We start from the raw sequence: 24,131 nt of genomic DNA on the forward strand, positions 1-24,131 counted from the left end.
GATGACGCCGCCGGATCCACGGCTGTGCGGGGCTCGCGGTCCTGGGCGGTCACCCCTGTGATGCCCCGTTCGGTCGGCGGTCACCCCAGGGGGGTGGCATCTGCACCATATCCCCGAGTGCCACGCTTGGGCAGGGTTCGCGGCACTCAGTGCCACCTTCCGTGGAGTGACGTTCGATACGGCAAGATGACCACGTGACCGACGCACACGCCGTCTCCCACGGACCCGACAGCGCCCCCGATCCCGCTTCCATGCGCAAGCAGTACCGGGCCGACGGGCTCTCCGAGGCCGAGCTCGCCGCCACCCCGGTGGAGCAGTTCGCGCGCTGGTTCAAGCAGGCCGCGACGGAGGCCCATCTGTTCGAACCGAACGCGATGGTGGTGTCGACGGCGGACGCGGAGGGGCGGCCGAGTTCGCGGACGGTGCTGTTGAAGCAGTTCGACGAGCAGGGGTTCGTCTTCTACACGAACTACGACTCCCGCAAGGCGCGTGATCTCGGCGAGAACCCGTACGTCTCGCTGCTCTTCCCGTGGCATCCGATGGCCCGCCAGGTGATCGTCAGCGGTGTCGCGCGCCGTACGGGGCGGGACGAGACCGCCGCGTACTTCCGTACCCGGCCGCACGGTTCGCAGCTGGGCGCGTGGGCCAGTGAGCAGTCCTCGGTGATCGGGACCCGGGCCGATCTGGAGGCGTCGTACGCCGAGTTGGCGGCCCGCTATCCGGAGGGCGAGCAGGTGCCGGTGCCGCCGCACTGGGGTGGCTTCAGGGTGGCTCCACGGACGGTGGAGTTCTGGCAGGGGCGGGAGAACCGGTTGCACGACCGGTTGCGGTACGTGGCGGAGGCGGACGGGAGCTGGCGGGTGGAGCGGCTCAGTCCTTGAGACCTGCTCTGCCTCAGTCCTTGAGGGCTGACTCCAGCAGTACCGTCCATTGGGCGACCACCTTCTCCCGGCGGCCCTTGTCGTCGGTGAGCAGGTTGGCCAGGCCCAGGCCGCGGGCCATGTCCAGCAGGCCCTGGACCGTCTCCCGTACGCCCGGTCTCGATTCGTCCGCGCCCAGCAGGTCGACCGCGATGCGGTGGGTCTCGCGGCCGACGCGGGCCTCCAATTCCGTGACCTGGGGGCGGAGTTGTTCCTCGTTGGAGGCGGCGACCCACAGGTGGAGGGCGGCGCGGAAGAGCGGGCCGGTGTAGAGGTCGACCAGGGCGGCCACGACCGCCCGGCGGTCGCCTGCCGCGCCCTGCGGGAACAGGGCGCGGATCGCGCCGGAGCGTTCCTCGGCGACGTACTCCACGGCCGCCGTGAAGAGGTCTTCGCGGGTGGGGAAGTGGTGCTGGGCGGCGCCGCGGGAGACGCCCGCGCGTTCGGCGACGACGGTGACCGTGGAGCCCGCCCAGCCGCGTTCGGCGAGGCAGGCGACGGCGGCTTCGAGGAGCCGCTGCCGGGTGGCCCGGCTGCGGTCCTGCTTCGGCGTGCGGTCGCCTGGGGAACGGTCCATACGGTCGCCGACCGTGCTCACAGCGCCCATGCGGGGTCCCGTCGTTCTAGAAAGGCTGTCATGCCCTCGCGGGCCTGCGCGGAGGCGAACAGGCGGGCCGAGAGCGCGGTGAGGTGGGCCGCGTCCCGGTCGAAGGCTTCCAGCACCCTAACCGTGAGCAGCCGTTTCGTCTCGGCCAGGGCTTCGGGGGCGGCTTTGCGCAGTCCTTCCAGGACGGGTTCGAGTACGGCGTCCACGTCGTCGCCGGTCGCGGTCAGCAGGCCGATGCGGGCGGCCTCGGCGGCGTCGAAGCGTTCGCCGGTGAGGTAGTAGCGGGCGAGGGCGCGTGGGTCGGTGCGTGGGAGGAGGGGGAGGGAGATGACGGCGGGGGCGACCCCGATCCGTACCTCCGTGAAGGCGAAGGTCGCTGCGGTGGACGCGGCGCCGATGTCGCAGGCGGCGAGCAGGCCGAGGCCGCCCGCGCGGACGTGGCCGGTGACGCGGGCGAGGACGGGTGTCGGTGCGGCGACGATCTGGCGGAGGAGGCCCACCAGCGCGTCGGGGTCGGGTGGGTCCTTGAGGTCGGCGCCGGCGCTGAAGGTGTTGCCGGTGTGGGTGAGGACGACCGCGCGGACGTCGCCGTCCTCGGCGCAGTCGGTCAGCGCGTCCGCCAACTCGCCTACCAGGGCCGCCGACAGGGCGTTGCGGTTGTGCGGGGAGTCGAGGGTGAGGGTCTCGACGCCCCGCGCGCGAGTGCGGCCGATCAGGGTCGTGTGCGCTGTCATGTGAGCTCCCTCAGCCGGCGGCGCAGGATCTTGCCGGAGGCGGCGCGCGGGACGTCGTCGATGAAGGTGACCTGGCGGACGCGTTTGTAGGGGGCGACGCGTTCGGCGACGTACATCATGACCTCTCCTTCGGAGAGGTCGGTGGCGGTGGGCTGGCGGACGACGTAGGCGTGCGGGACTTCGTTGCCGTCGGCGTTGTAGACGCCGATGACGGCGGCGTCGGCGATGCCGGGGTGGGTGAGGAGCAGGGCTTCGAGTTCGGCCGGGGCGACCTGGAAGCCCTTGTACTTGATGAGTTCCTTGACGCGGTCGACGACGAACAGCCAGCCGTCGGCGTCGACATGGCCGACGTCGCCGGTGTGCAGCCAGCCGTCGGGGTCGATCATCGCGGCGGTGGCGTCGGGGCGGCCGAGGTAGCCCTTCATGACCTGGGGGCCGCGGATGAGGATCTCGCCGGCCTCGCCGACGCCGAGGTCCTTGTCGGGGTCGTCGAGGGAGACGATGCGCATCTCGGTGCCGGCGATGAGCTTGCCGACGGTGCCGGCGGGGGCGTCGCGCATGCCGTCGAGGGGGACGATGTGGGTGCCTGGCGACAGCTCGGTCATGCCGTACGCCTGGCCGACCGGCGGCAGGTTCAGCCGGGCCGAGCAGGCGGCGGCGAGCCGGGCGTCGAGGGGCGCTGCGGCGCTGATGATGTGCCGCAGGGACGACAGGTCGTACTGCGCGACGAGCGGGTGCTTGGCGAGCGCGAGGACGATCGGCGGGGCCACGAACAGGTCGGTGATGCGGTGGTTCTGGATGGCCGCGAGGTAGGTCTCCAGGTCGAAGCGGGGCAGGACGACGACGGTGGCGCCCTGCCGCAGCGGCGCGTTCATCAGGGCGGTCAGGCCGTAGATGTGGAAGAAGGGCAGCACGGCGAGGATGCGGTCGCCGGGCTTGGCCGGGATCAGCGGCTCCAGCTGGGCGAGGTTGGTGGCGATCTGGGAGTGCGTGAGCATCACGCCCTTGGGGATGCCGGTGGTGCCGGAGGAGTACGGGAGCGCCGCCACGTCCTCCACCGGGTCGATGGCGACCTGCGGCTCGGGGGCCGTGGTGCCCAGCATGTCGATGAGCGAGCGGTGTCCGGGGGCGCTGTCGCAGACGAAGATCTCCTCGACTCCGCCGGAGAGTTCGGCCGCCCTGCGGGCCGTTTCGAGGAAGGGGGAGACGGTGACGATCCAGCGGGCCGCCGAGTCGGTGAGCTGCTTGGCGAACTCCTCCGCCGTGGCGAGCGGGTGCACGGTGGTGACGGAGGCGCCCGCGCGCGTGGCCGCGTAGAACGCGGTCGGGAAGGCGATCGTGTTGGGGCTGTGCAGGGCGAGCACGTCCCCCTTGCGCACGCCCGCCTCGGCGAGCCCGGCGGCCACGCGCCGGTGGAAGGCGTCCAGTTGGGCGTACGTGAGGGTGGTGCCGTCGGTGCCGTCGATCAGGGCGGGTACGTCGCCGAACTGGGCTGCGCGGCCCAGGACGGCCTCGTGGATGGGGAGTTCGACGGGCGGGACGTCTGCGTACTCGCTGCGGAACATGGTTCCTCCTCGCACAACGCTGTGCCGGGTCAGGCTCTCAGTACGACTTGGGCAGGCCCAGGGTCTGGTGGGAGACGTAGTTGAGAATCATCTCCCGGCTCACCGGAGCAATACGAGCCACGCGCGCGGCGGTTATCAACGAGGCGAGCCCGAACTCGCGCGTGAGGCCGTTGCCGCCCAGGGTGTGCACCGCCTGGTCCACCGCCTTCACGCAGGCCTCCCCCGCCGCGTACTTCGCCATGTTCGCCGCCTCGCCCGCGCCGGCGTCGTCCCCGGCGTCGTAGAGGTGGGCGGCCTTCTGCATCATCAGGCGGGCCAGTTCCAGGTCGATGTGGGCCTGGGCGAGGGGGTGGGCGATGGCCTGGTGGGCGCCGATGGGGGTGTTCCACACGGTGCGGTCGCGGGCGTAGGTGATGGCCTGCGCGAGTGCGTAGCGGCCCATGCCGATCGCGAACGCGGCCGTCATGATGCGTTCGGGGTTGAGGCCGGCGAAGAGCTGGAGGAGACCGGCGTCCTCGTCGCCGACGAGCGCGTCCGCGGGCAGCCGTACGTCGTCGAGCGTCAGCTCGAACTGCTTCTCCGCAGCCTGGAGTTCCATGTCGATCTGGCGGCGGTGGAAGCCTTCGGCGTCCCTCGGGACGATGAAGAGGCAGGGCTTGAGGCGGCCCGTGCGGGAGTCTTCGGTGCGGCCGACGATCAGGGTGGCGTCGGCGATGTCGACGCCGGAGATGAAGACCTTGCGGCCGGTGAGCAGCCAGTCGCCGGTCTCCGGGTCGCGGCGGGCCGTGGTGGTGATGCGGTGCGAGTTGGAACCGGCGTCGGGTTCGGTGATGCCGAAGGCCATGGTGCGGGTGCCGTCGGCGAGGGCGGGGAGCCATTCCCGCTTCTGCGTTTCCGTGCCGAAGCGGGCGATGACGGTGCCGCAGATGGCCGGGGAGACGACCATCATCAGGAGCGGGCAGCCTGCGGCGCCGAGCTCTTCGAGGACGATGGAGAGTTCGGAGATGCCGCCGCCTCCGCCGCCGTACTCCTCGGGGAGGTTGACGCCGAGGTAGCCGAGTTTGGCGGCCTCGGACCAGAGGGTTTCCCGGTCGAAGCCGCGGCCGTGGCGCTTGCCGAGCTGGGCGACGGCGGCGCGCAGGGCGGTGTGTTCCTCTGACTCCAGGGTGATGCTCACTGGTCCTCCTCTACGACGGCGAGCAGGGCACCGACGGCGACCTGACCGCCGACGACCGCGTGCAGAACGCTGAGCGTCCCCGTGACCGGGGCCGAAATGCGGTGTTGCATCTTCATCGCTTCGAGCCACACGATCGGTTCACCGGCCTCGATCTTTGCCCCGACCTCCAGGCCCTCGGCGATCCTGACCACCGTTCCCGGCATCGGGGCCACCAGCGAACCCGGGGCCAGCTGCGCCTTCGGGTCGGGGAAGCGGGGCAGGGCTCTGAGCGCGGTCGCGCCGGCGTACACCTCGTCGCCGTACCCCGACACCTCGTACCGGCGCCGCACGCCGTCCACTTCGAGTACGACCAGACCTGCGTCCGCGTGCACCACGCGCACCCCGTCCGCCTCCAGGCCGTCCCTCCCCCAGCGGTACCGGACCTCGATCTCCTCGCCCGCCCTCTCGTACCGCTTCACCTGTGGCTGTGAAGGGACGTTGCGCCAGCCGCCGAAGCGGGAGCGGCCGTGGGCGTCGGCGAGAGCGGCGGCCAGCGGGGCGTGCGGGTCGGGGGGCGTTGAGGTGAGCGACGTGAGGTGGCGGTCGTAGAACGCCGTGTTCATGGCCGCCGTCGTGAACTCCTCGTGGCGCAGGGAGTTGACCAGGAGGGTTCTGTTGGTGGTCGGGCCGTGGAGCGTGGCCCGTTCCAGCGCGCCGGCCAGTTTGCGGATCGCCTCCGCGCGTGTGGGGGCGTGGGCGACGGCCTTGGCGAGCATCGGGTCGTAGTGGACGCCGATCTCGTCGCCGTCCGCGTAGCCGGTGTCCAGGCGGACGCCGGGGATCGTGAGGCGGTGCAGCGTTCCGGTCTGGGGGGCCCAGTCCTGGGCCGGGTCCTCGGCGTAGAGGCGGGCCTCGACGGCGTGGCCACGCGCGCGTGGAGGTGTCTCGGGGAGGGGCTGTCCTTCTGCGACGGCGATCTGGAGTGCGACCAGGTCCACGTCGAACACTGCCTCCGTCACCGGGTGCTCCACCTGGAGGCGGGTGTTCATCTCCAGGAAGTGCGCCTTGCCGTCTGCGACGAGGAACTCGACGGTGCCCGCGCCGACGTAGGAGACGGCGCGCGCGGCGCGCACGGCCAGCGTGCGCAGCTCCTCTTCGAGCCCCAGGGAGAGCCCGGGCGCCGGCGCCTCCTCGATGACCTTCTGGTGGCGGCGCTGGAGGGAGCAGTCGCGCGTGCCGAGCGCCCAGACCGTGCCGTGGGTGTCGGCGAGGATCTGCACCTCGACATGGCGGCCGTTCTCAATGTACGGCTCGACGAACACCTCGCCGTCCCCGAAGGCGCTCGCGGCCTCGGCGCGCGCACCCTCCAGCGCGGCGCTCAGCTCCTCCAGACGGCGCACGATCCTCATCCCGCGCCCCCCGCCGCCCGCGGCCGCCTTCACGAGCACCGGGAGGTCGGACGCGGTCACCTCCCCCAGCGGCCGGAGCCCCATCAGCTCCTTCGCGCGCGTCTTGGACGCCATCGCCTCGATCGCCTCGGGCGGCGGGCCGATCCACACCAGTCCGGCGTCCAGGACGGCGCGGGCGAAGTCCGCGTTCTCGGAGAGGAAGCCGTAACCGGGGTGCACGGCGTGCGCTCCGGCGGCGACGGCGGCCTTCACGATCAGGTCGCCGCGCAGATACGTCTCGGCGGGGGTCGCCCCGGGGAGTCGTACCGCCGTGTCGGCCACGCGCGCGTGGAGGGCGTTCGCGTCCGGGTCCGAGTGCACGGCGACGGTTCGGATTCCCAACTCACCGCAGGTGCGGAAGATCCGGCAGGCGATCTCGCCCCGGTTGGCGACGAGCACGGTCCCTATCAAGTGATCCCTCACATCCGGAAGACGCCGAAGCCGCCGCGCGCACCTTCGTACGGCGCCGTGTGGATGGCCGACAGGCACAGGCCGAGGACCGTGCGGGTGTCGCGCGGGTCGATGACGCCGTCGTCGTAGAGCCGGCCGGAGAGGAACATCGGCAGCGACTCGGACTCGATCTGCTGCTCCACCATGGCCCGCAGGGCCGCGTCGGCCTCGTCGTCGTACGGCTGCCCCTTCGCCGCCGCCGACTGCCGGGCGACGATGGACAGGACGCCCGCCAGCTGCTGCGGGCCCATCACGGCGGACTTGGCGCTGGGCCAGGCGAAGAGGAAGCGCGGGTCGTAGGCGCGGCCGCACATGCCGTAGTGCCCGGCGCCGTAGGAGGCCCCCATGAGCACCGAGAGGTGCGGGACCTTCGAGTTGGACACCGCGTTGATCATCATCGCGCCGTGCTTGATGATGCCGCCCTGCTCGTACTCCTTGCCGACCATGTAACCGGTGGTGTTGTGGAGGAAGAGGAGGGGGATGTCGCGCTGGTTGGCGAGCTGGATGAACTGGGCGGCCTTCTGGGACTCGGCGGAGAAGAGCACCCCCTGGGCGTTGGCCAGCACGCCCACGGGATAGCCGTGCAGGGTCGCCCACCCGGTCACCAGGCTGCTCCCGTACAGCGGTTTGAACTCGTCGAAGTCGGAGGCGTCGACGATCCGGGCGATGACCTCGCGTGGGTCGAAGGGGGTCTTCAGATCGCCGGGAACGATGCCGAGGAGTTCGTCGTTGGAGTATTTGGGCGGCTCGGCGAAGCCTGGATCGTCGTACGCCTTCCGGTGGTTCAGGCGTGCCACCACTCTCCGCGCCTGCCGCAGCGCGTCCCTCTCGTCAACCGCGAAATAGTCAGCGAGACCCGACACGCGAGCGTGCATCTCCGCGCCGCCCAGCGACTCGTCGTCGCTCTCCTCACCGGTGGCCATCTTCACCAGCGGCGGACCGCCGAGGAACACCTTGGCGCGCTCCTTGACCATGATCACGTGGTCGGACATGCCGGGGATGTAGGCGCCCCCGGCGGTGGAGTTGCCGAAGACAACGGCGACGGTCGGGATTCCGGCGGCGGAAAGCCGCGTCAGATCCCGGAAGATGGCGCCACCGGGGATGAAGATCTCCTTCTGGGACGGCAGGTCGGCACCGCCGGACTCGACCAGGCTGATGCAGGGGAGCCGGTTGGCGAGGGCGATGTCGTTGGCCCGGAGTGCCTTCTTCAGGCTCCACGGGTTGCTCGCGCCGCCGCGCACGGTCGGGTCATTGACGGTGATCAGGCACTCCACGCCCTCGACCACCCCGATACCGGTGACGAGCGAGCCGCCGACCGGGTACTCGCTGCCCCACGCGGCCAGCGGGGACAGTTCCAGGAAGGGCGTGTCCGGGTCGAGGAGCAGTTCGATGCGTTCGCGGGCGAGCAGCTTGCCGCGCGTGCGGTGCCGCTCCACGTACTTGGGACCGCCCCCGGCCAGCGCCTTGGCGTGCTCGGCGGTCAGCTCGTCCAGCTTGGTGAGCATGGTCTCGCGGTTCGCCCGGTAGTCGGAACCCGACGTGTCAAGGGTGGAGTTGATGACCGTCACAGCAGGACCTCCGGGATGTCCAAGTGGCGGGAGCGCAGCCATTCGCCGAGCGCCTTGGCCTGCGGGTCGAAGCGGTGCTGGGCGGCGACACCGGCACCGAGGATGCCCTCGACGACGAAGTTGAGGGCGCGGAGATTGGGGAGTTGGTGCCGGGTGACCTTCAAGTCGGCTGTCTCCGGCAGGAGTTCACGGAAGCGGTCGACGGTGAGGGTGTGCGCGAGCCACCGCCAGGCCTCGTCGGTCCGGGCCCACACTCCCACGTTGGCGTCGCCGCCCTTGTCACCGCTACGGGCGCCGGCGACCAGGCCGAGCGGGGCGCGCCGAGTGGGTCCGTGCGGAAGGGGGGCGGGCGGCTCGGGTTCGGCGGGATCTTCGAGTACGAGGGTGTCGTGGGCCGGCGCCACGGGGATACGGCGGCCGTCGTGGAGGACGGCCACATGGTCGACGGCGCCATGGGGGACGTACACATCCTCGAAGACCCCATAAGGCGCGCCCCTTCCAGGTGGCGCGAGCACATGGAACCCGGGGTAGCTGGCGAGGGCGAGTTCGACGGCGGCACCGCTCAGCGCGCGCCCGACCGCGTCCTGGTCGGGGTCGCGTACGACGAGGCGTAGCAGGGCGCTGGCGGTCTCCTCGGTGTCGGCGTCCGGGCGGTCAGTGCGGGCCAACTCCCAGCGCGTGGAGGCGACTTTGCCGAGGACAGGCTCCATCTGCGCCTTGACCAACGCCGCCTTCGCCTCGATGTCGAGGCCTGTGAGGACGAAGACGACCTCGTTGCGGAAGCCGCCGAGCTTGTTCAGGCCGACCTTGAGGGTGGGCGGCGGGGCCTCACCGCGGACGCCGGAGACGCGGACGCGGTCGGGGCCGTCCTGGGTGAGGCGGACGGTGTCGAGGCGGGCGGTGACGTCGGGGCCGGCGTACCGGGCGCCCTGGGTCTCGTACAACAGCTGCGCGGTGACCGTGCCGACGTCGACGAAGCCGCCGGTGCCGGGGTGTTTGGTGATGACGGCGGTGCCGTCCTCGTGGAGTTCGGCGAGGGGGAAGCCGGGGCGGCGGAGGTCGTGGGAACGGTTGTTGAAGAAGGCGTAGTTGCCGCCCGTCGCCTGGGTGCCGCACTCCAGCACATGCCCGACGACGACGGCCCCCGCGAGCCGGTCGAAGTCCCCCGGCCCCCAGCCGAAGTGGGCCGCGGCGGGCCCGGTGACCAGGGCCGCGTCCGTCACCCGCCCGGTGACGACCACGTCGGCGCCCGCGCGTAGGCACTGCGCGATGCCGAAGCCGCCGAGGTAGGCGTGGGCGGCGAGGCTGCCGGGGTGGGCGGTGGTCAGGTCGTCGCCCTCGACGTGGGCGACACGGACGGCGATGCCGAGCCGGTCGGCCAACTCCCTCACCCGGGTGGCGAGTCCGGCCGGATTGAGGCCACCGGCGTTGGCGACGATCCGTACGCCCCGCTCCCGGGCGAGGCCGAGGCACTCCTCCAACTGCCGCAGGAACGTGCGGGCGTACCCGGCGCCGGGATCCTTCAGCCGGTCGCGGCTCAGGATGAGCATGGTCAGCTCGGCGAGGTAGTCGCCGGTGAGGATGTCGAGTTCACCGCCGGTGAGCATCTCGCGCATGGCGTCGAAGCGGTCGCCGTAGAAGCCGGAGGCGTTACCGATGCGCAGGGTCACTTTTCGGCCCCTTTGGGTGCGCGCCCGTCTCCCGGTGGGCCCGCGAAGGCCTGGGCGATGTCCAGCCAGCGGTCGGCGTCCTCGCCCTCAACGGTCAGGGCGAGGTCGCTGCGGTGGGCACGCTGGGTGACCAGGAGGCAGAAGTCGAGGGCGGGTCCGGTGACGCGGTCGGTGGCGTTCTCGGGTCCATAGGTCCACAACTCACCCGAGGGCGCGGTGAGTTCGACGCGGAACTCCTCGAACGGCGGGGTCAGTCCATGCACCCCGAAGGCGAAGTCACGGGTGCGGACGCCGAGTCGGGCGATGTGCCGCAGGCGGTCGGTGGGGGTACGGGTGACGCCCAGCGCGTCCGCCACGTCGCCGGCGTGCGCCCAGGTCTCCATGAGGCGGGCGGTGGCCATGGAGGCGACGGACATCGGAGGGCCGTACCAGGGGAAACGGGCGCCGTCGGGGGCGGCACGCAGCGCTTCGGCCAGGTCCTCGCGCCCCGCCCGCCAGTACGCGAGCAGCCTCGCGGGAGGCTTCGCCGCGCCTTCCTCGGCACCGTTGTCCACGAAGTCCCCGGGCGCGGCCAACGCCTTCTCGACCTCGCGGGAGAAGGCCGCCTGATCGGTGACGGCGAGGAGGGAGGAGTGGTCCGTCCAGGCGAGATGGGCGATCTGGTGGGCGACGGTCCAGCCAGGCGCCGGGGTCGCGAGCGCCCACTGCTCTGGGCTCAACTCGGCCACGAGATGGTCGAGTTCCTCGCTCTCCGCGCACAGGTCGTCGATGACGGGCGTGGGGTCTGCCATGGCAGTGAGGATGGCAGCCGGCCCATAAACAAGCAAGCATGCTTGCATTCTTTCTTCGGTCTCGCTGAGTGAGTACGGCTACTCATGCCGCCGCCGGGCCGCGCGGGAACGATGGACGAGGGTGGGCATCCGACCTGGAAGGTGGGGCATGGGCAGGTTTCTGGCGGGGGTCGGAGCCGTGGTCGCGGCCGGGGTGGCGCTGATCGTGGCGTATCTGGCGGGGGCACCGGCGGATGTGGTGTTCGGGGCCGGGGCGGGGGTGCTGAGCCTGCTGTGGCTGCTGCTTCTGCTGACCGTGCCGTGGAACCTCTACTTCCGGGCGCACGCCGTGCTCGCGGAGATCGCGGTGAGCCGGGAGAAGGGCCTCGAGATCTCCTCGTCCCGGGACGCCGAGGCCCGGCGGATCGCCCGCGCGATGCTGCGGACGGCGGTCGCGGGGCATGTGGTGACGGCGGCGGTCGTCGTCGCGGTCACCTGGGCGACGGGTGCGTTCACGGGCTTCTGGTTCGCCGCGTTCTTCCTGCTGAGTACGTTCTTCCGCCCGGCCGGCGCCTGGTTCGGCCAGCTTCGTCGGCGGCTCGGGACGCTGCTCAAGGACGTCACGTATCCCCGGGACGACGTGGTCGAGCTGAACGCCCGCCTCGACCGCGCCGAGACCGGGACGCGGGTGCTGGAGGAGAAGGCGGAGGAACAGTACCGGGCCCTCGCCGAGCTGCGCCGGACCGTGGACGCGCTGGCGATGAGCGCGTACGAACGGGCGGAGGAGGCCGATCGCAGGATCACGGCACTGGGCCGGGAGTTCGAGTCGACGGTGAACCGCCTCACCGACAACCAGGAGATCATCGCAGGGGTGAAGGCGTTCCTGCGGATGGTGCGCTCGCCGGAGCTGCCGGGGGACGCGGGGGCGTCGGGCTGACAGGGAACGCGATGACCCGGGCGATGAGCAAGCGCCTTCGACGCTGGAGTCCTCTCCCTCACCCCGGAAGCCTTCACTCGCTTTGTGACGGCAGCCGGTGGCGGTGTCCTCCGTTGACGCGTGACGGTGGGACGGCCGGAGGCGGTGGTGGCTGCGCCTCGGCGAGGGTGTCGAGAAGACGCCCGCGGATCGGGCGGAGCCTCGGCGCTCGTCGATAGGCCAGGTGGCGTTCCAGGGGCCAGAAGACAGGCTGGCCCGTGGTGCGTCCTGGTTCCGTCATGGCGGGTTCGGCTGCCGGGTCCACCCCGTCCTTCCACTCCACGTCCTCGAACGTGCCGTTCTCCGCGGCGCTCCCGACGACGGGCCCCGCCAGCACGTCGGTCGTGCGGTGGATGTTGATCCATGCGTGCAGGGCCTCCAGGGCATGGACCGAGTCGGCGGGCGCGTAGCCGGGGTAGTGGCGCTGGAACACCACACCGACCGGGCTGCCCGTGGTGAGCAGGGCGATGCGCCAGCGCAGGTCGGGCCGCACCTGCCACAGGGCCGCCACGGCGATCACGGATCCCATGGAATGGGCCTGGATCAACAGGCGTCTGTCGCGGCCCTCCTCGTCCAGCAGGTACTCGATCCGGTGCACGAGTTCGGGGACGGTGCGCACCGCCCAGGCCGCCGGGGTGAACGGGTGCGCCGCACGCGGCCAGAACGCGCCGAAGGCCCAGGCCAGCCCCGCGTTCCGGCGCATCTCGGGGCGCAGCACGATGGCTCGTACGGCGAACACGGCCACTGCGACGAGACCTACGAGGATGACGGCTCCGAGCGTCGTCAACTGCTGGAGCACGTTGACCATGACGTCGCGTACGCCCGCCAGCCAGGAACCGTCGCCGACCCAGTAGGCCCCGTACATGGCGCAGGTCAAAAGGACGACCAGGACCGCGAGGGTGGCCAGGCCGCGGTCGTACCAGATCAGGGCGCGCACTCCGGCGTACTCGGCGAACCGGAGCCTTTTCCACTGGCGTTGGTTGTCGAGGATGTCGTCGGGGTCCGCGTCGGGGTCGGGGGCGGGGGGCGAGACGTCCCGCAGCCAGGGGCGGCGCAGGGCCGTGCACGCGGCGGCGATCGCACCCACCGCCACGCCGATCAGCACGACCAGCGGGAAGGCCGCCGCGACCACCTGGACGGCCCGCGGGATGAGGGCCGCGTACGGGTCACCGTCGGGGGTGAGCCAGCCCTGGAGCCACAGGGAGAACGCGGCGGTGTACAGCCAGCCCACGAAGCAGGCCAGCACGCCCACCACGGGTCCCAGCAGCCCGTACAAGGTCGTCCTGGACGCCGAACCGGTCTCCCCGCGGACCATGGCGAGACAGGCAATGACCATGAGCACGAGGCCGACACCCTGGGCGATCACCACGTAGTTCGCCTCCGCGCCCATGCCGGGCAGCATCGTGGAGCGCTCGCGGGCGGCGTCCCAGTCCCGGTCCGGCACCGCGCAGCACACCATGGCGCCGACCGTCACCGCCAAGCACCCGCCGACAGCGCCCTTCGCGTACCGCAGAGGCCATCGCAGCCTTCGCCGTGGTGCGCCCATGGTTCCGTCGCGCTGGACGTAGCTGGCGCGGAAGTAAGGGCCGTCGATCACCACGAGGACGGCAATCACCAGGGTCAGCACGAACAGGGTCAGGGCCAGGGTGGCGTCGCCCTCGCGGAGGTCGTACTGGAGCGGCGGGACGATGAGCAGCATGGCCACCGTGAGCAGTCCCGCGCACAGGTGCCGTGTGGTCAGGCCCTTCGCCCGCGTGTTGTGCTCCCAGAAGCCGCGGACCTCCAAGGGCCGCCGGGTGTGGTGTCCGTTGCGCCGGTGCCGGTCCTCCTCCTCGGCCCGCTCGTAGTTCTCACGCGAGGCGGTCCTGAGCACCGGGCGGTACTCGCGTTTGGCGTCCCGGGCGCTGAACGCCATCAGGGTGCCGACGATCAGAGGTGCGAGGGCCGCAAGGGCCAGGCCCGTCCCGGTGTCCGGCTCACGAGCCGCGGTCACCGCGAAGTTGCCCGAGACGCACTCGGCGGTTTCGGCTCCGCACTGCCAGACGACCTGGTCCATGGCCGCCTGTCCGAAGACACCGACCAGCATCACCGTCAGGGAGAGTCCGAGCAGCCGCGCTCCGAAGCTGTACAGGGAGCCCTGCCATGAGCGCTCCGGTAAGCGTGGCTGCATCCACGTCACCAGGTTGATCACGAGAAATGGCAGGAGGAAGAGCCAGGCGGCCCGGCCGGCCCCGCCGATCAGCAGCCGGGGCCAGTCGTACACCTCCCGCAGGGTGCGCGGCTCGCCCGTGTTCTCCTCGGCGGGCCGGTACCAGCCCGCGCTGTCGTCCCCGCTCACCTGGCGTACACCGGGTGGCCGAAGAACCTCCTCGCGGTCCACAACGCCGGTGCCGGGTATGACCAGTTCGACCAGTTCCACCGGCCCCCGCGGGGGTGGTTCGCCCACGTGCGCGCCCGGTGCTCCGTTGTCCATGAGAGATCAGGGTGAGGCTGCCGAAGCCTGCTGACAATGCGTCGAATGTACGAGAAGTCGACTGTCCGGGAGGCAGCCCGGGCTTCCCGCGCCCCTCAGGAACCGTCCTCCTGAACCTTGGCTTTCCCCCGCCCCACCTGCGTCAGCACCACCCCCATGCTGGCCGCGATGACCAGGGCGATGGCGACGGCCTCCGTCGCGGACAGGGACTGGCTCAGGACCAGGAAGCCGGCCGTCGCGGCGATGGCCGGTTCCAGGCTCATGAGGATGGCGAAGGTGGAGGCGGGCAGGCGGCGCAGGGCGATGAGTTCCAGGGTGTAGGGCAGGACCGAGGAGAGGACGGCCACCGCCGAGCCCAGGGCGATCGTCGTGGGGTCGAGGAGCTTGGTGCCGGACTCGACGATGCCGAGCGGCAGGAACACCACCGCCGCTACCGCCATGGCGAGGGCGAGCCCGTCGGCCTGCGGGAAGCGGCGGCCGGTGCGGGCGCTGAAGACGATGTACGCCGCCCACATGGCACCCGCGCCCAGGGCGAAGAGGACGCCCACGACGTCGAGGCTGCCGAAGCCGCCGCCGCTGAGCAGCACGACACCGGCGAGGGCCAGCCCGGCCCACACGAGGTTGATCGCGCGGCGGGAGGCAAAGACCGAGAGGGTGAGGGGGCCCAGGACTTCCAGGGCGACCGCCGGACCTAGCGGGATGCGGGCGATGGACTGGTAGAAGAGGCCGTTCATCCCGGCCATCGTGAGGCCGAAGACGATCACCGTGGCCCAGTCGGCGCGGCTGTGTCCGCGCACCCGCGGCCGGCACACCACCAGCAGCACGAGCGCCGCCGCCACCAGCCGCAGCGTCACCACGCCGAGCGCCCCGGCGCGCGGCATCAGGCTCGCCGCGAGGGCCCCGCCGAACTGCACGGAGATGCCCGCGGACAGCACCAGGCCGATGGAGCCGAGGGAGCGTCGGCGGTGCGGGGTGCCCGCGGGCAGCTGGGCAACCGGGGTTACCGAGGGCGAGGCGGCGGTGCTGGGGGTGCTCACGGGGCCTTCCAGGGGGTTCGGCACACGGGACGTTCATCTCGATGTACTGTCAAGTCCAGAGTAATGGACCGAGTCAGGTGCGCAAACCCTTTATGCCACTGTTCCGTAGGCGGCCCCGCTACCGCCGCGCCATGTACAGGTCCAGCGCCTTGTGCAGCAGCCGGTTGATCGGGAAGTCCCACTCCCCCAGGTACTCGATGGCCTGACCGCCCGTGCCGACCTTGAAGCGGAGGAGCCCGAGGAGGTGGTTTCCGTCCTCCAGGGTGTCGGTGATGCCACGCAGGTCGTAGACGGCGGCGCCGAGCGCGTGGGCGTCGGCCATCATCCGCCACTGCATCGCGTTGTTGGGCTGGACCTCGCGCTTGTGGGCGGTGGAGGCGCCGTACGAGTACCAGACGTGCTCGCCGACCGTGAGCATCGTGGCCGCGGCGAGGACGTCGCCTTCGTGGCGGGCGAGGTACAGGCGCATGCGGTCGGGGTGTTCGGCGTTGAGTACGGTCCACATGCGCTGGAAGTAGGCGAGCGGGCGTGGGATGAAGCGGTCGCGTTCGGCGGTCTCGGTGTAGAGGGCGTAGAACGCCGGGAGATCCTCGGGGCCGCCGCGGACGACCTCGACGCCCGCCTTCTCGGCCTTCTTGATGTTGCGCCGCCATTGCTGGTTGAGGCCGCTGTGGATCTCCTCCAACGACCGCCCGGCGAACGGCACTTGGAAGACGTACCGGGGCTGTCCGGCGGCGAAGCCGTCCTCGCCGCCCGGCTCCGTCTGCTGCCAGCCCGCCCGCCGCAGCCGGTCGGCGACCTCGAAGGCACGGGGTTCGTACGAAGTCGCCTCGGCGTCCCGCAGCCGCCGGGCGGCCGGGTCGGCGATCGCGGCCTTCACGGCGTCGGCGCTCCAGCGGCGCACGACGACGGGCGGCCCCATCTTCACGGAGAACGCGCCCTGTTGCTTGAGATGGGCGAGCATCGGTTCCAGCCAGCGCCCGGCGAGCTCGGCGTCGTACCAGTCGATGACCGGCCCCTCGGGCAGATACGCGAGGTACTTCTTCAGCTTCGGCACCGGCCGGTACAGCACCAGCCCCACCCCCACCAGCCGCTCCCCTTCGTCGAACCACCCCAGACTCTCCGCCCGCCAGTCCGGCTTCACCTCGCCCCAGGCGGGGATCTGGGTGTGGCTGGCCGAGGGGCGGGCGGCGATGAAGGCGAGGTGGTCGGGGCGGGGGATCGGACGGACGCGGAGGGGCATGCGCGGGCTCCTTCACAGAGGTGGGCACCTGGCGTAAACGCCGGCGATCTAGGGTTCCAGCATGATCGAGGGCAGGCTGGTGAGGCTGCGCGCCTTGCGGGCGGAGTGGGAGGCGGAGCCGGTCGTCCAGGGGGTGCCACGCAACCCCCGGCTCCTACTCCTTCAAGTCCTCCCCCAGCCCCTCCGCCAGCACCTCCGCCAGATGCCTCCCCCGCACCCCCGCCAGCTGTTCCAGCTGTGTCCGGCAGGAGTAGCCGTCCGCCAGGACCACCGTTTCGTCGGTCGCGGCCCGGACAGCCGGGAGCAGCTGTTCCTCCGCGCAGGCCTGTGACACCTCGAAGTGCCCCGCCTCGAAGCCGAAGTTGCCCGCGAGGCCGCAGCAGCCGCCGCTCAACTCGCCGCCCAGCCCGCCGCTTCGCGCAGGCGGCGGTCGGCGGCGTCGCCCAGGACCGCGTGCTGATGGCAGTGGGTCTGGCCGACCGCCGGGCGGTTCACGCTCGGGGGCGTCCAGTCGGGGGCCAGGCGTTGCAGCGCCTCCGCGAAGGTGAGGACGCGGGCGGCGAGGAGGGGCGCGCGCGGGTCGTCGTGGAGGAGTTCCGGCAGGTCCGTGCGCAGCGCCGCCGCGCAGCTCGGTTCCAGGACGACGACCGGGAGGTCCGTCTCCAGCACCGGTGCCATCAGGTCGAGGGTGCGACGCATGACGGTACGGGCGCGGTCGAGTTGGCCCGTCGAGACGTACGTCAGCCCGCAGCAGACCCGGCCGCGGCGGGCCGTGAGCGGGGCGAAGGTGGGTGAGGGGGTGCGCAGGGTGGGCGGGAGGATCAGGGAGACGCCCGCCGCCTCCAGGACTCGCACCGCCGCCTGCCCCACCTGCGGTGACAGGTGCTCGGTGAAGGTGTCCGGCCACAGCACCGCCCTCGGGCCGCCCGCTGCCGGAGCCGGCCGCTTCCGCCACCACCGCGTGAACGTCTCCCCCGCCACCCGCGGAAGCCGCCGCTCGGGTGCGATCCCGCCCAGCCGTTTCGCCGCCCACGCCAACGGCCCCACCGCGGCCAGCGCGTTGACCACCGCCGCCGTGCGCGTACGTGCCACCGCCCGCAGCCACACCGGCAGCCGGCCCATCGCGTAGTGGGCGGCGGGCCTGCGGCGGCCGGCGTAGTGGTGGTGCAGGAACTCCGCCTTGTACGTGGCCATGTCCACCTCGACCGGGCAGTCCGAGCGGCAGCCCTTGCAGGACAGGCACAGGTCCAGCGCCTCCCGCACCTCCTCCGAGCGCCAGCCGTCGGTCACCACCTCGCCCGCCAGCATCTCGTGCAGCAGCCGGGCGCGCCCGCGCGTGGAGTGCGCCTCCTCGCCGGTCGCCCGGAACGACGGGCACATGACCCCCGCGCCCGCCACTGACGTCGTACGGCACTTCGCTACCCCCACACACCTGCGGACCGCCGCCGAGAAGTCACCGCCGTCGCCGGGGTAGCCGAAGGCCACGTCGACCGGTTCGCGGGGGAGGGCCGCGAAGCGGAGGTTGGTGTCCAGCGGGGCCGGGCGGACCAGCATGCCGGGGTTGAGGAGGTCGTCCGGGTCCCAGACGGCCTTGGCGCGCTCGAAGAGGGACACCAGCTCGGCGCCGTACATCCGCGGCAGCAGCTCGGCCCGCGCCTGCCCGTCGCCGTGCTCCCCGGACAGCGAGCCGCCGTGTGCCACGACCAGGTCGGCGAGGTCCTCCGAGAACCGGCGGAAGCGGGCTACGCCCTTGTCCGTGAGCAGGTCGAAGTCGATGCGGACGTGGATGCAGCCGTCGCCGAAATGGCCGTACGGCGTCCCGCGCAGCCCGTGGTCGTCGAGCAGGCGCCTGAAGTCCCGTAGGTACGCACCCAGTCGGGGCGGCGGCACCGCGCAGTCCTCCCAGCCGGGCCAGGCCTCGGAGCCGTCCGGCATCCGGGTCGCCGTGCCGGACGCGTCCTCCCTGATGCGCCACAGCGCCCGCTGCCCGGCCGGGTCGGTCACCACCAGCGCGTCCACGACGTCCGCCGCCCGCACGACCGTCTCCGCACGCGCGCGTGCCTCGGCGTCGGTGTCGCCGCCCGTCTCCACGAACAGCCACGCCCCGCCGCGCGGGAGGGCGGCCGCCGAGGGCACCAGGTCGGCCGCCATGCCCTCCACGGTCAGGGGATGGTGGGACAGCAGGCCTGCGGCGGCCTCGGCGGCCGCGCCCTCGTCCGCATACCCCAGCACGGCCAGCGCACGCGCGCGGGGTGCCGCCACCAGCCGTACGACCGCCTCGGTCAGCACACCGAGGGTGCCCTCGCTGCCGCAGAAGGCGCGGGCGACGTCGGCGCCGTTCTCCGGCAGCAGCGCGTCCAGCGCGTACCCGGAGATGCGGCGGGGCAGCTGTGGGAAGCCGGTGCGCAGCCGGGCGAGGTCGCCCGCCACCAGGTCGCGCAGGCCGTCCGGGGCGCCGGCCCAGTCCTGCCCGAGCCGCAGCCGCCGACCACGCGCGGTGACCACGTCGAGTTCCCGGACGCTGTCGGCGGTCGTACCCCAGGCCACCGAGTGCGAGCCGCAGGAGTTGTTGCCGATCATCCCGCCGAGCGTGCAGCGGCTGTGGGTGGAGGGGTCCGGGCCGAAACGCAGGCCGTGCGGGGCGGCGGCGTCCTGGAGGCGGTCCAGGACCAGGCCGGGCTGGACGACGGCCGTACGGGACTCCGGGTCGAGGGAGACCAGGCGGTTCATGTGGCGGGTGAAGTCCAGGACCACGCCGGTGCCGGTGGCCTGACCGGCGATCGACGTCCCGCCACCGCGCGGCACCACCGGCACGCCCCGTTCCCGGCACACCGCGAGGACCGCCGCCACGTCGTCGGCGTCCCTCGGCGCCACCACCCCCAGCGGGACCCGCCGGTAGTTGGACGCGTCCATGGTCATCAGCGCCCGGGACGTGACGTCGAACCCGACCTCACCCCGGACGGCCGCCCGCAACGCCGACTCGAGATCCGTCATGACTCCAGCATGCATCCGACCACTGACAGTGACGAAGCACCACCGGCGATGAACCCGCCGCGCGCCGCCGGAATCTGTGAACGCCTCCAGAACCCACCCAGTTTGATCACCAACTCCCATATAGTGACCGCTTATTGAGCGACAGGCGTCGCTTCGCGCCCAGGAATGCACAGCGGCCCCCTACCGAGGACCCGACTCATGACCGCCCCAAACCTGCCCGGCGAACGCCCCACCGCCCGCGCCCTCCTGCCCGTCCCGCTGCTCACCGCCGTCCTCGCCGCGCTCGCGGTCGCCGGCGCCGTGGCCCGGGCACCGGAGTCGGTACGCGTCCCGCTCGCCCTCGGTGCCGGTGCGGGCGCCCTGCTGCTGACCGCGGCCGTCGCCGTGGCCGCCCATGCCACGCAGAACGCCCGGATCGCCCGCCGCCGCCTCGAAGCCGTCACCCTCGACGCCGGGCGGCTGCTCCAGGACCGGGCCCGGCAGAGCGCGGAGTTCGACCAGGAGCGCGTCCAGCTGACCCAGGAGCTGACCCAGGAGCGGGCCCGGCACGCCGCCGAACTCACCCGGGAACGCGCCCGGCTCACCGCCGAGTTGGAGGAGGAAAGGGCTCGCCTCACCGCCGCGAACGCCCGCCTGACCGAGCGCGCCCGCCGCGCCGAGCAGGAGCGGTCCACCGCCCTGTCGGCCACTGCCAACGCGGCCGGCCGCATGCAGGCCCTGGCCACCGGCATGCTCGCCGACCTGCGCGCCATGGAGGAACGGCACGACGACGAGGACGTCCTCGCCGACCTCCTCCACCTCGACCACCGCACCGCCCAGGCGGGCCGCCTCGCCGACTCCGTCGCCGTCCTCACCGGCGCCCGCTCCGGCCGCCGTTGGGCCCGCCCCATCGCCATGGAGTCGATCCTGCGTGGCGCGATGGGCCGCATCAGCGGCTACCGGCGGGTGCGGGTGCACTCCGCCTGCGAGGCCGCCGTCGCCGGGCACGCCGCCGAAGGCGTGATGCACGCGCTCGCCGAACTCCTCGACAACGCCGCGAACTTCTCGCCGCCGACCGCCGAGGTCCACGTGTACGTCGAGGAGGTCCCGGCCGGCGTCATCGTCTCCGTCGAGGACAGCGGCCTCGTCATGGGCGAGCTCCAACTCCGGCGCGCCGAACGGGCGGTGTCGGGCGACGACGCCGAACTCGGCGGCCTCACCGGCACCCGCCTGGGCCTCGCGGTCGTGGGCCGGCTGTCCCGCAAGTACGGCCTCACGGTCTCCTTCCGCCCCTCGGCCCGCGGCGGCACCGGCGTCCTGATGCTCGTACCCCAGGACATCCTCGTACCGGAGCAGTTGGCTCCGCGCCCGCAGGGGGCGCTGACGCTTCCGCAGGCGGCGGTCGAAGGTACGGAGGCGGGGGCGACTACGGCCGTACGGGCCGACAGCGCGTGGGCCGGACCGTCTCCGGCTCCCGACCCGGTTCCCACCCACGAGTCCCCGGGCCACAGCGCCGCCATCCTTCCCGACGATCTGCCCACGGACCGGTCGGAAGGCAGCTCCGAAGGGCTTCCCGACGGCCTTCCGAAACGCCGCCGGGGCCGTGCCCTCGCCGCGGCCGAGCGGGAGCAGCGGGAACGGGTACGCGCGCGTGCCGCCGAAACGGCCAGGACCGCCAGGACGGCCGGGACCGCGAGGACCACGGAAGCCATCGGAACCAGCGGCTCCACCAGCGCCTTCGGTGCGCTCGGCGCCGGCGAACCCACCAGCCACGCCGGCCCCGCCGACGACACCCCCGCCCGCGCCGTCCGCTTCAGCAGCTTCCGGCAAGCCGTACGCGGCACCAGCACCCTCACCGACCAGAGCGACCCCGCCACTCCGGCATACGCGGAGACCCCCGAACCGTCCACCCAGGCACCCCCGGCCCACACCCACCCCACCCCGGAAGGCGACCCCACGTCATGACCGGCACGACCACCGCCGACGAGAAGCTCACCTGGCTCATCGAGGGCCTGCTGGAGCGCACCCCGGGCGCGCGGCACGCGCTCGTCCTCTCTCGGGACGGACTGAAGTTGTGCCGGACGCCGGAGCTCACCGTCGACCAGGCCGACCAGCTCGCCGCGATCGCCGCCGGCATCCAGGCCCTGTCGCAGGGCGCGTCCGTGGAGTTCGGGGACGGCACCGGCGGCGTACGGTCGGCGATGACCGAGTTCTACGGCGGTGTCCTCTTCATCGTGGAGGCCGGTGAGGGCGCTCATCTGGCCGTCGTCACCACCGAGGACGCGGACGCCGGTCTCGTCGGGCACAACATGAGCGAGCTCGTCGAACAGCTCGGCGCCCATCTGACCGCGCAGCCCCGGACCTCATGAGCCGCCCCGGCAGGGACGACTCACCCGACCGTCTGTACACCCTCACCGGGGGCCGCGCGCACGCCACTCCGGAGAGCCCCTTCGACCTGGTGACGCTCGTGGTCGCCGAGTGCGATCCGACCCCCGGCATGCAGTCGGAGCACGCGGCGATCCTGAAGCTGACCCAACTGCCGACGGCTGTCGTCGAGTTGGCGGCCGAGCTGAAGCTGCCGGTGAGCATCACCAAGATCCTGCTCGGCGACCTGCTCACGGCGGGCCGCGTCAGCGCCCGCCACCCCCGCAAGGCCGCCGTCCCCGAACCCGACGTCCTGGAACAGGTGCTCGTTGGACTCCGCAACCTCTGAGGCAGCCGTCGAGGCAGCCGCGCGCACCCCGCTGGGTGCCACCGCCGACAACGGCCTGAAGATCGTCGTCGTCGGCGGTTTCGGCGTCGGCAAGACCACCCTCGTGCGCTCGGTCAGCGAGATACGTCCCCTCAACACCGAGGAGACGATGACCCGGGCCGGCGAGCACATCGACGACATCAGCGAGGTCCGGGGCAAGTCGGCGACCACTGTCGCCTTCGACTTCGGCCGCATCTCGCTCGACGCCCGCAATGTGCTGTACCTGTTCGGCGCCCCGGGCCAGGAGCGGTTCTGGTTCCTGTGGGACCGGCTGTTCTCCGGGACGCTCGGCGCGGTCGTCCTCGTCGACACCCGCCGTATCGACGACAGTTGGTACGCCATCGACCGGCTCGAACACCACGGCACGCCGTTCATCGTGGCCTGCAACGACTTCGGCGGCCCTTCCTACGCCCCGAGCCAGATCCGCGACGCCCTCGACCTCGATCCGCAGGTCCCGCTGCTCGACTGCGACGCCCGCTCCCGGGCCTCCGGCAAGCAGGTCCTGATCACCCTGGTCGAGCACGTCCGGAACACCTATGCCCCCCAAGCCTCCCTCCGAGAACAGGAGTTGACGCGGTGACCGCCCCCGTACCCCTCAGCGGCCCCAGGTTCCAGACCGAACCGGCGCGGCTGTACCGGGAGATGCGGCGCGACCACGGTGCCGTCACCCCGGTCGTGCTCGACGGCGACATCCCGGCGTGGCTGGTGCTCGGCTACCGCGAGCTGCACCAAGTCACCGGCGATCCCGTGCTGTTCAGCCGTGACTCCGAGCTGTGGAACCAGTGGGACCGCATCCCCGACGACTGGCCGCTGCTGCCGATGATCGGCCGCAAGCAGCCGTCGATCCTCTACACGGTCGGCGAACGGCACCGCGAGCGGGCGGCGATGATCAGCGAGGCGCTGGAGGCGGTGAGCCCGTCGGAACTGCGTTCCTACGCCGAGAAGTTCGCCGACGAGCTGATCGACGCGGTGTGCGCCGAGGGCGAGACGGACATCATCGGCAACTACGCGATGCTGCTGCCGGTACGGGTCCTGGCCCGGCTGTACGGCTTCTCCGACGAGCAGGGGCCGGGCCTGGTCACCGCCCTGAACGACATGATCGACGGGCGGGAGCGGGCCATCGCGGGCCAGACGCACCTCGCCTCCTCCATGTTCCAGCTCCTCGCCGACCGGCGCGCCGAACCGGCCGACGACGTGGTCTCGCAGATGCTCGCCCACCGCGGCGGGTTCACGGACGAGGAGATCGCGCAGGACCTGATGGTGATGATGGCGGCGGGCCACCAGCCGACCGCCGACTGGATCGGCAACTCGCTGCGGCTGATGCTGACCGACGAACGGTTCGCGGCCTCCCTGTTCGGCGGCCGCAACAGCGTCGCCGACGCCATGAACGAGGTCCTGTGGGAGGACACGCCGACCCAGAACGTGGCCGGCCGCTGGGCGTCCCGCGACACCCAGCTCGGCGGGCGCCGGGTCCGCGCCGGCGATCTGCTGCTGCTCGGCCTGCAGGGCGCCAACTCCGATCCGCAGGTGCGCACCGACGGCTCCACGCTCACCGGCGGCAACAGCGCGCACTTCTCCTTCGGACACGGTGAGCACCGGTGCCCGTTCCCCGCGCAGGAGGTCGCCGAGGTCATCGCGCGGACCGGCATCGAGGTCGTCCTGGACCGCCTGCCCGACATCGACCTGGCGGTCCCCGCCGACTCCCTGACGCGCCGCCCCTCGCCGTGGCTGCGGGGACTGACCGCCCTGCCGGTCCGCTTCACGCCGGTGCCCGCGCTCTGAGACCCAG

Annotated in this window: 18 protein-coding genes and 1 pseudogene; 7 read left to right on the top strand and 12 right to left on the bottom strand. The window is 72.0% G+C overall.

The window, feature by feature from the left end:
* Positions 1 to 251 precede the first annotated feature (251 nt).
* Positions 252 to 881 (top strand): pyridoxamine 5'-phosphate oxidase, encoded by a 630-nt coding sequence (gene pdxH, locus CRP56_RS18810; protein WP_097274218.1) that lies wholly within the window; start codon positions 252 to 254, stop codon positions 879 to 881.
* A gap of 13 nt (positions 882 to 894) precedes the next feature.
* Here the strand turns inward: pdxH and CRP56_RS18815 are convergent, their stop codons facing one another.
* The 8 genes from CRP56_RS18815 to CRP56_RS18850 are packed head-to-tail and all read right to left on the bottom strand — an operon-like array spanning position 895 to position 10,909.
* Positions 895 to 1,527: a TetR/AcrR family transcriptional regulator gene (locus tag CRP56_RS18815; protein WP_179851056.1), complete on the bottom strand. Its 633-nt coding sequence runs from the start codon at positions 1,525 to 1,527 to the stop codon at positions 895 to 897.
* On the bottom strand, positions 1,515 to 2,261 hold the full coding sequence (locus CRP56_RS18820; RefSeq protein WP_097265556.1) for an enoyl-CoA hydratase family protein: 747 nt from the start codon (positions 2,259 to 2,261) through the stop codon (positions 1,515 to 1,517). Before CRP56_RS18820 ends, CRP56_RS18815 begins: the two co-directional genes overlap by 13 nt.
* Positions 2,258 to 3,826 (bottom strand): 4-coumarate--CoA ligase family protein, encoded by a 1,569-nt coding sequence (locus CRP56_RS18825; RefSeq protein ID WP_097265558.1) that lies wholly within the window; start codon positions 3,824 to 3,826, stop codon positions 2,258 to 2,260. Before CRP56_RS18825 ends, CRP56_RS18820 begins: the two co-directional genes overlap by 4 nt.
* Positions 3,827 to 3,863: 37 nt before the next feature.
* Positions 3,864 to 5,003, bottom strand: coding sequence for an acyl-CoA dehydrogenase family protein (locus tag CRP56_RS18830; RefSeq protein WP_097265560.1), 1,140 nt, complete (start codon positions 5,001 to 5,003; stop codon positions 3,864 to 3,866).
* Positions 5,000 to 6,841 carry an acetyl/propionyl/methylcrotonyl-CoA carboxylase subunit alpha gene (locus CRP56_RS18835; protein WP_097265562.1) on the bottom strand — a complete coding sequence of 614 codons (1,842 nt, stop codon included), beginning with the start codon at positions 6,839 to 6,841 and terminating at the stop codon, positions 5,000 to 5,002. Before CRP56_RS18835 ends, CRP56_RS18830 begins: the two co-directional genes overlap by 4 nt.
* Positions 6,842 to 6,849: 8 nt before the next feature.
* Entirely contained in the window at positions 6,850 to 8,490 is a 1,641-nt protein-coding gene (locus CRP56_RS18840) for an acyl-CoA carboxylase subunit beta (RefSeq protein ID WP_373559652.1), read from the bottom strand.
* The gene (locus tag CRP56_RS18845) at positions 8,445 to 10,118 is read right to left on the bottom strand and encodes an acyclic terpene utilization AtuA family protein (RefSeq protein ID WP_306459445.1); all 1,674 of its coding nucleotides are present in this window, start codon (positions 10,116 to 10,118) and stop codon (positions 8,445 to 8,447) included. Before CRP56_RS18845 ends, CRP56_RS18840 begins: the two co-directional genes overlap by 46 nt.
* Complete coding sequence (locus tag CRP56_RS18850; RefSeq protein ID WP_097265568.1) at positions 10,115 to 10,909, bottom strand: TIGR03084 family metal-binding protein; 795 nt, start codon at positions 10,907 to 10,909, stop codon at positions 10,115 to 10,117. Before CRP56_RS18850 ends, CRP56_RS18845 begins: the two co-directional genes overlap by 4 nt.
* Before the next feature lie 148 nt (positions 10,910 to 11,057).
* On the opposite strand from CRP56_RS18850, the gene CRP56_RS18855 reads away from it, so the two are divergent.
* The gene (locus CRP56_RS18855) at positions 11,058 to 11,825 is read left to right on the top strand and encodes a hypothetical protein (RefSeq protein WP_097265570.1); all 768 of its coding nucleotides are present in this window, start codon (positions 11,058 to 11,060) and stop codon (positions 11,823 to 11,825) included.
* A gap of 73 nt (positions 11,826 to 11,898) precedes the next feature.
* Here CRP56_RS18855 and CRP56_RS18860 read toward each other — a convergent pair whose 3' ends face one another.
* The 4 genes and pseudogenes from CRP56_RS18860 to CRP56_RS18875 form a co-directional block, all read right to left on the bottom strand.
* On the bottom strand, positions 11,899 to 14,337 hold the full coding sequence (locus CRP56_RS18860; RefSeq protein WP_097265572.1) for a hypothetical protein: 2,439 nt from the start codon (positions 14,335 to 14,337) through the stop codon (positions 11,899 to 11,901).
* A 95-nt stretch (positions 14,338 to 14,432) separates the two neighbouring features.
* On the bottom strand, positions 14,433 to 15,374 hold the full coding sequence (locus tag CRP56_RS18865; protein WP_179851057.1) for an EamA family transporter: 942 nt from the start codon (positions 15,372 to 15,374) through the stop codon (positions 14,433 to 14,435).
* Positions 15,375 to 15,492: 118 nt separating this feature from the next.
* On the bottom strand, positions 15,493 to 16,617 hold the full coding sequence (locus CRP56_RS18870; protein WP_097265574.1) for a lipid II:glycine glycyltransferase FemX: 1,125 nt from the start codon (positions 16,615 to 16,617) through the stop codon (positions 15,493 to 15,495).
* Positions 16,618 to 16,771: 154 nt separating this feature from the next.
* Positions 16,772 to 19,611 (bottom strand): annotated as a pseudogene (locus CRP56_RS18875) (FAD-binding and (Fe-S)-binding domain-containing protein).
* Between the two features lie 198 nt (positions 19,612 to 19,809).
* Between CRP56_RS18875 and CRP56_RS18880 the strand changes: the two are divergent.
* Genes CRP56_RS18880 through CRP56_RS18900 form a run of 5 tightly spaced genes read left to right on the top strand, consistent with a single transcriptional unit; the run spans position 19,810 to position 24,124 of the window.
* Positions 19,810 to 21,555, top strand: a complete 1,746-nt coding sequence (locus CRP56_RS18880) for a sensor histidine kinase (protein WP_097265576.1) — start codon at positions 19,810 to 19,812, stop codon at positions 21,553 to 21,555.
* Positions 21,552 to 21,959 carry a roadblock/LC7 domain-containing protein gene (locus CRP56_RS18885; protein ID WP_079306837.1) on the top strand — a complete coding sequence of 136 codons (408 nt, stop codon included), beginning with the start codon at positions 21,552 to 21,554 and terminating at the stop codon, positions 21,957 to 21,959. The genes CRP56_RS18880 and CRP56_RS18885 overlap by 4 nt, the downstream gene beginning before the upstream one ends.
* Positions 21,956 to 22,303, top strand: coding sequence for a DUF742 domain-containing protein (locus CRP56_RS18890; RefSeq protein ID WP_097265578.1), 348 nt, complete (start codon positions 21,956 to 21,958; stop codon positions 22,301 to 22,303). Before CRP56_RS18885 ends, CRP56_RS18890 begins: the two co-directional genes overlap by 4 nt.
* On the top strand, positions 22,284 to 22,922 hold the full coding sequence (locus CRP56_RS18895) for a GTP-binding protein (protein ID WP_179851058.1): 639 nt from the start codon (positions 22,284 to 22,286) through the stop codon (positions 22,920 to 22,922). Before CRP56_RS18890 ends, CRP56_RS18895 begins: the two co-directional genes overlap by 20 nt.
* On the top strand, positions 22,919 to 24,124 hold the full coding sequence (locus tag CRP56_RS18900) for a cytochrome P450 (RefSeq protein WP_097265580.1): 1,206 nt from the start codon (positions 22,919 to 22,921) through the stop codon (positions 24,122 to 24,124). Before CRP56_RS18895 ends, CRP56_RS18900 begins: the two co-directional genes overlap by 4 nt.
* Positions 24,125 to 24,131: the final 7 nt, after the last annotated feature.

Origin of the sequence: Streptomyces sp. TLI_55 (genome assembly GCF_900206255.1) — a bacterium.
Taxonomy (GTDB): Bacteria; Actinomycetota; Actinomycetes; order Streptomycetales; family Streptomycetaceae; genus Streptomyces; species Streptomyces aquilus.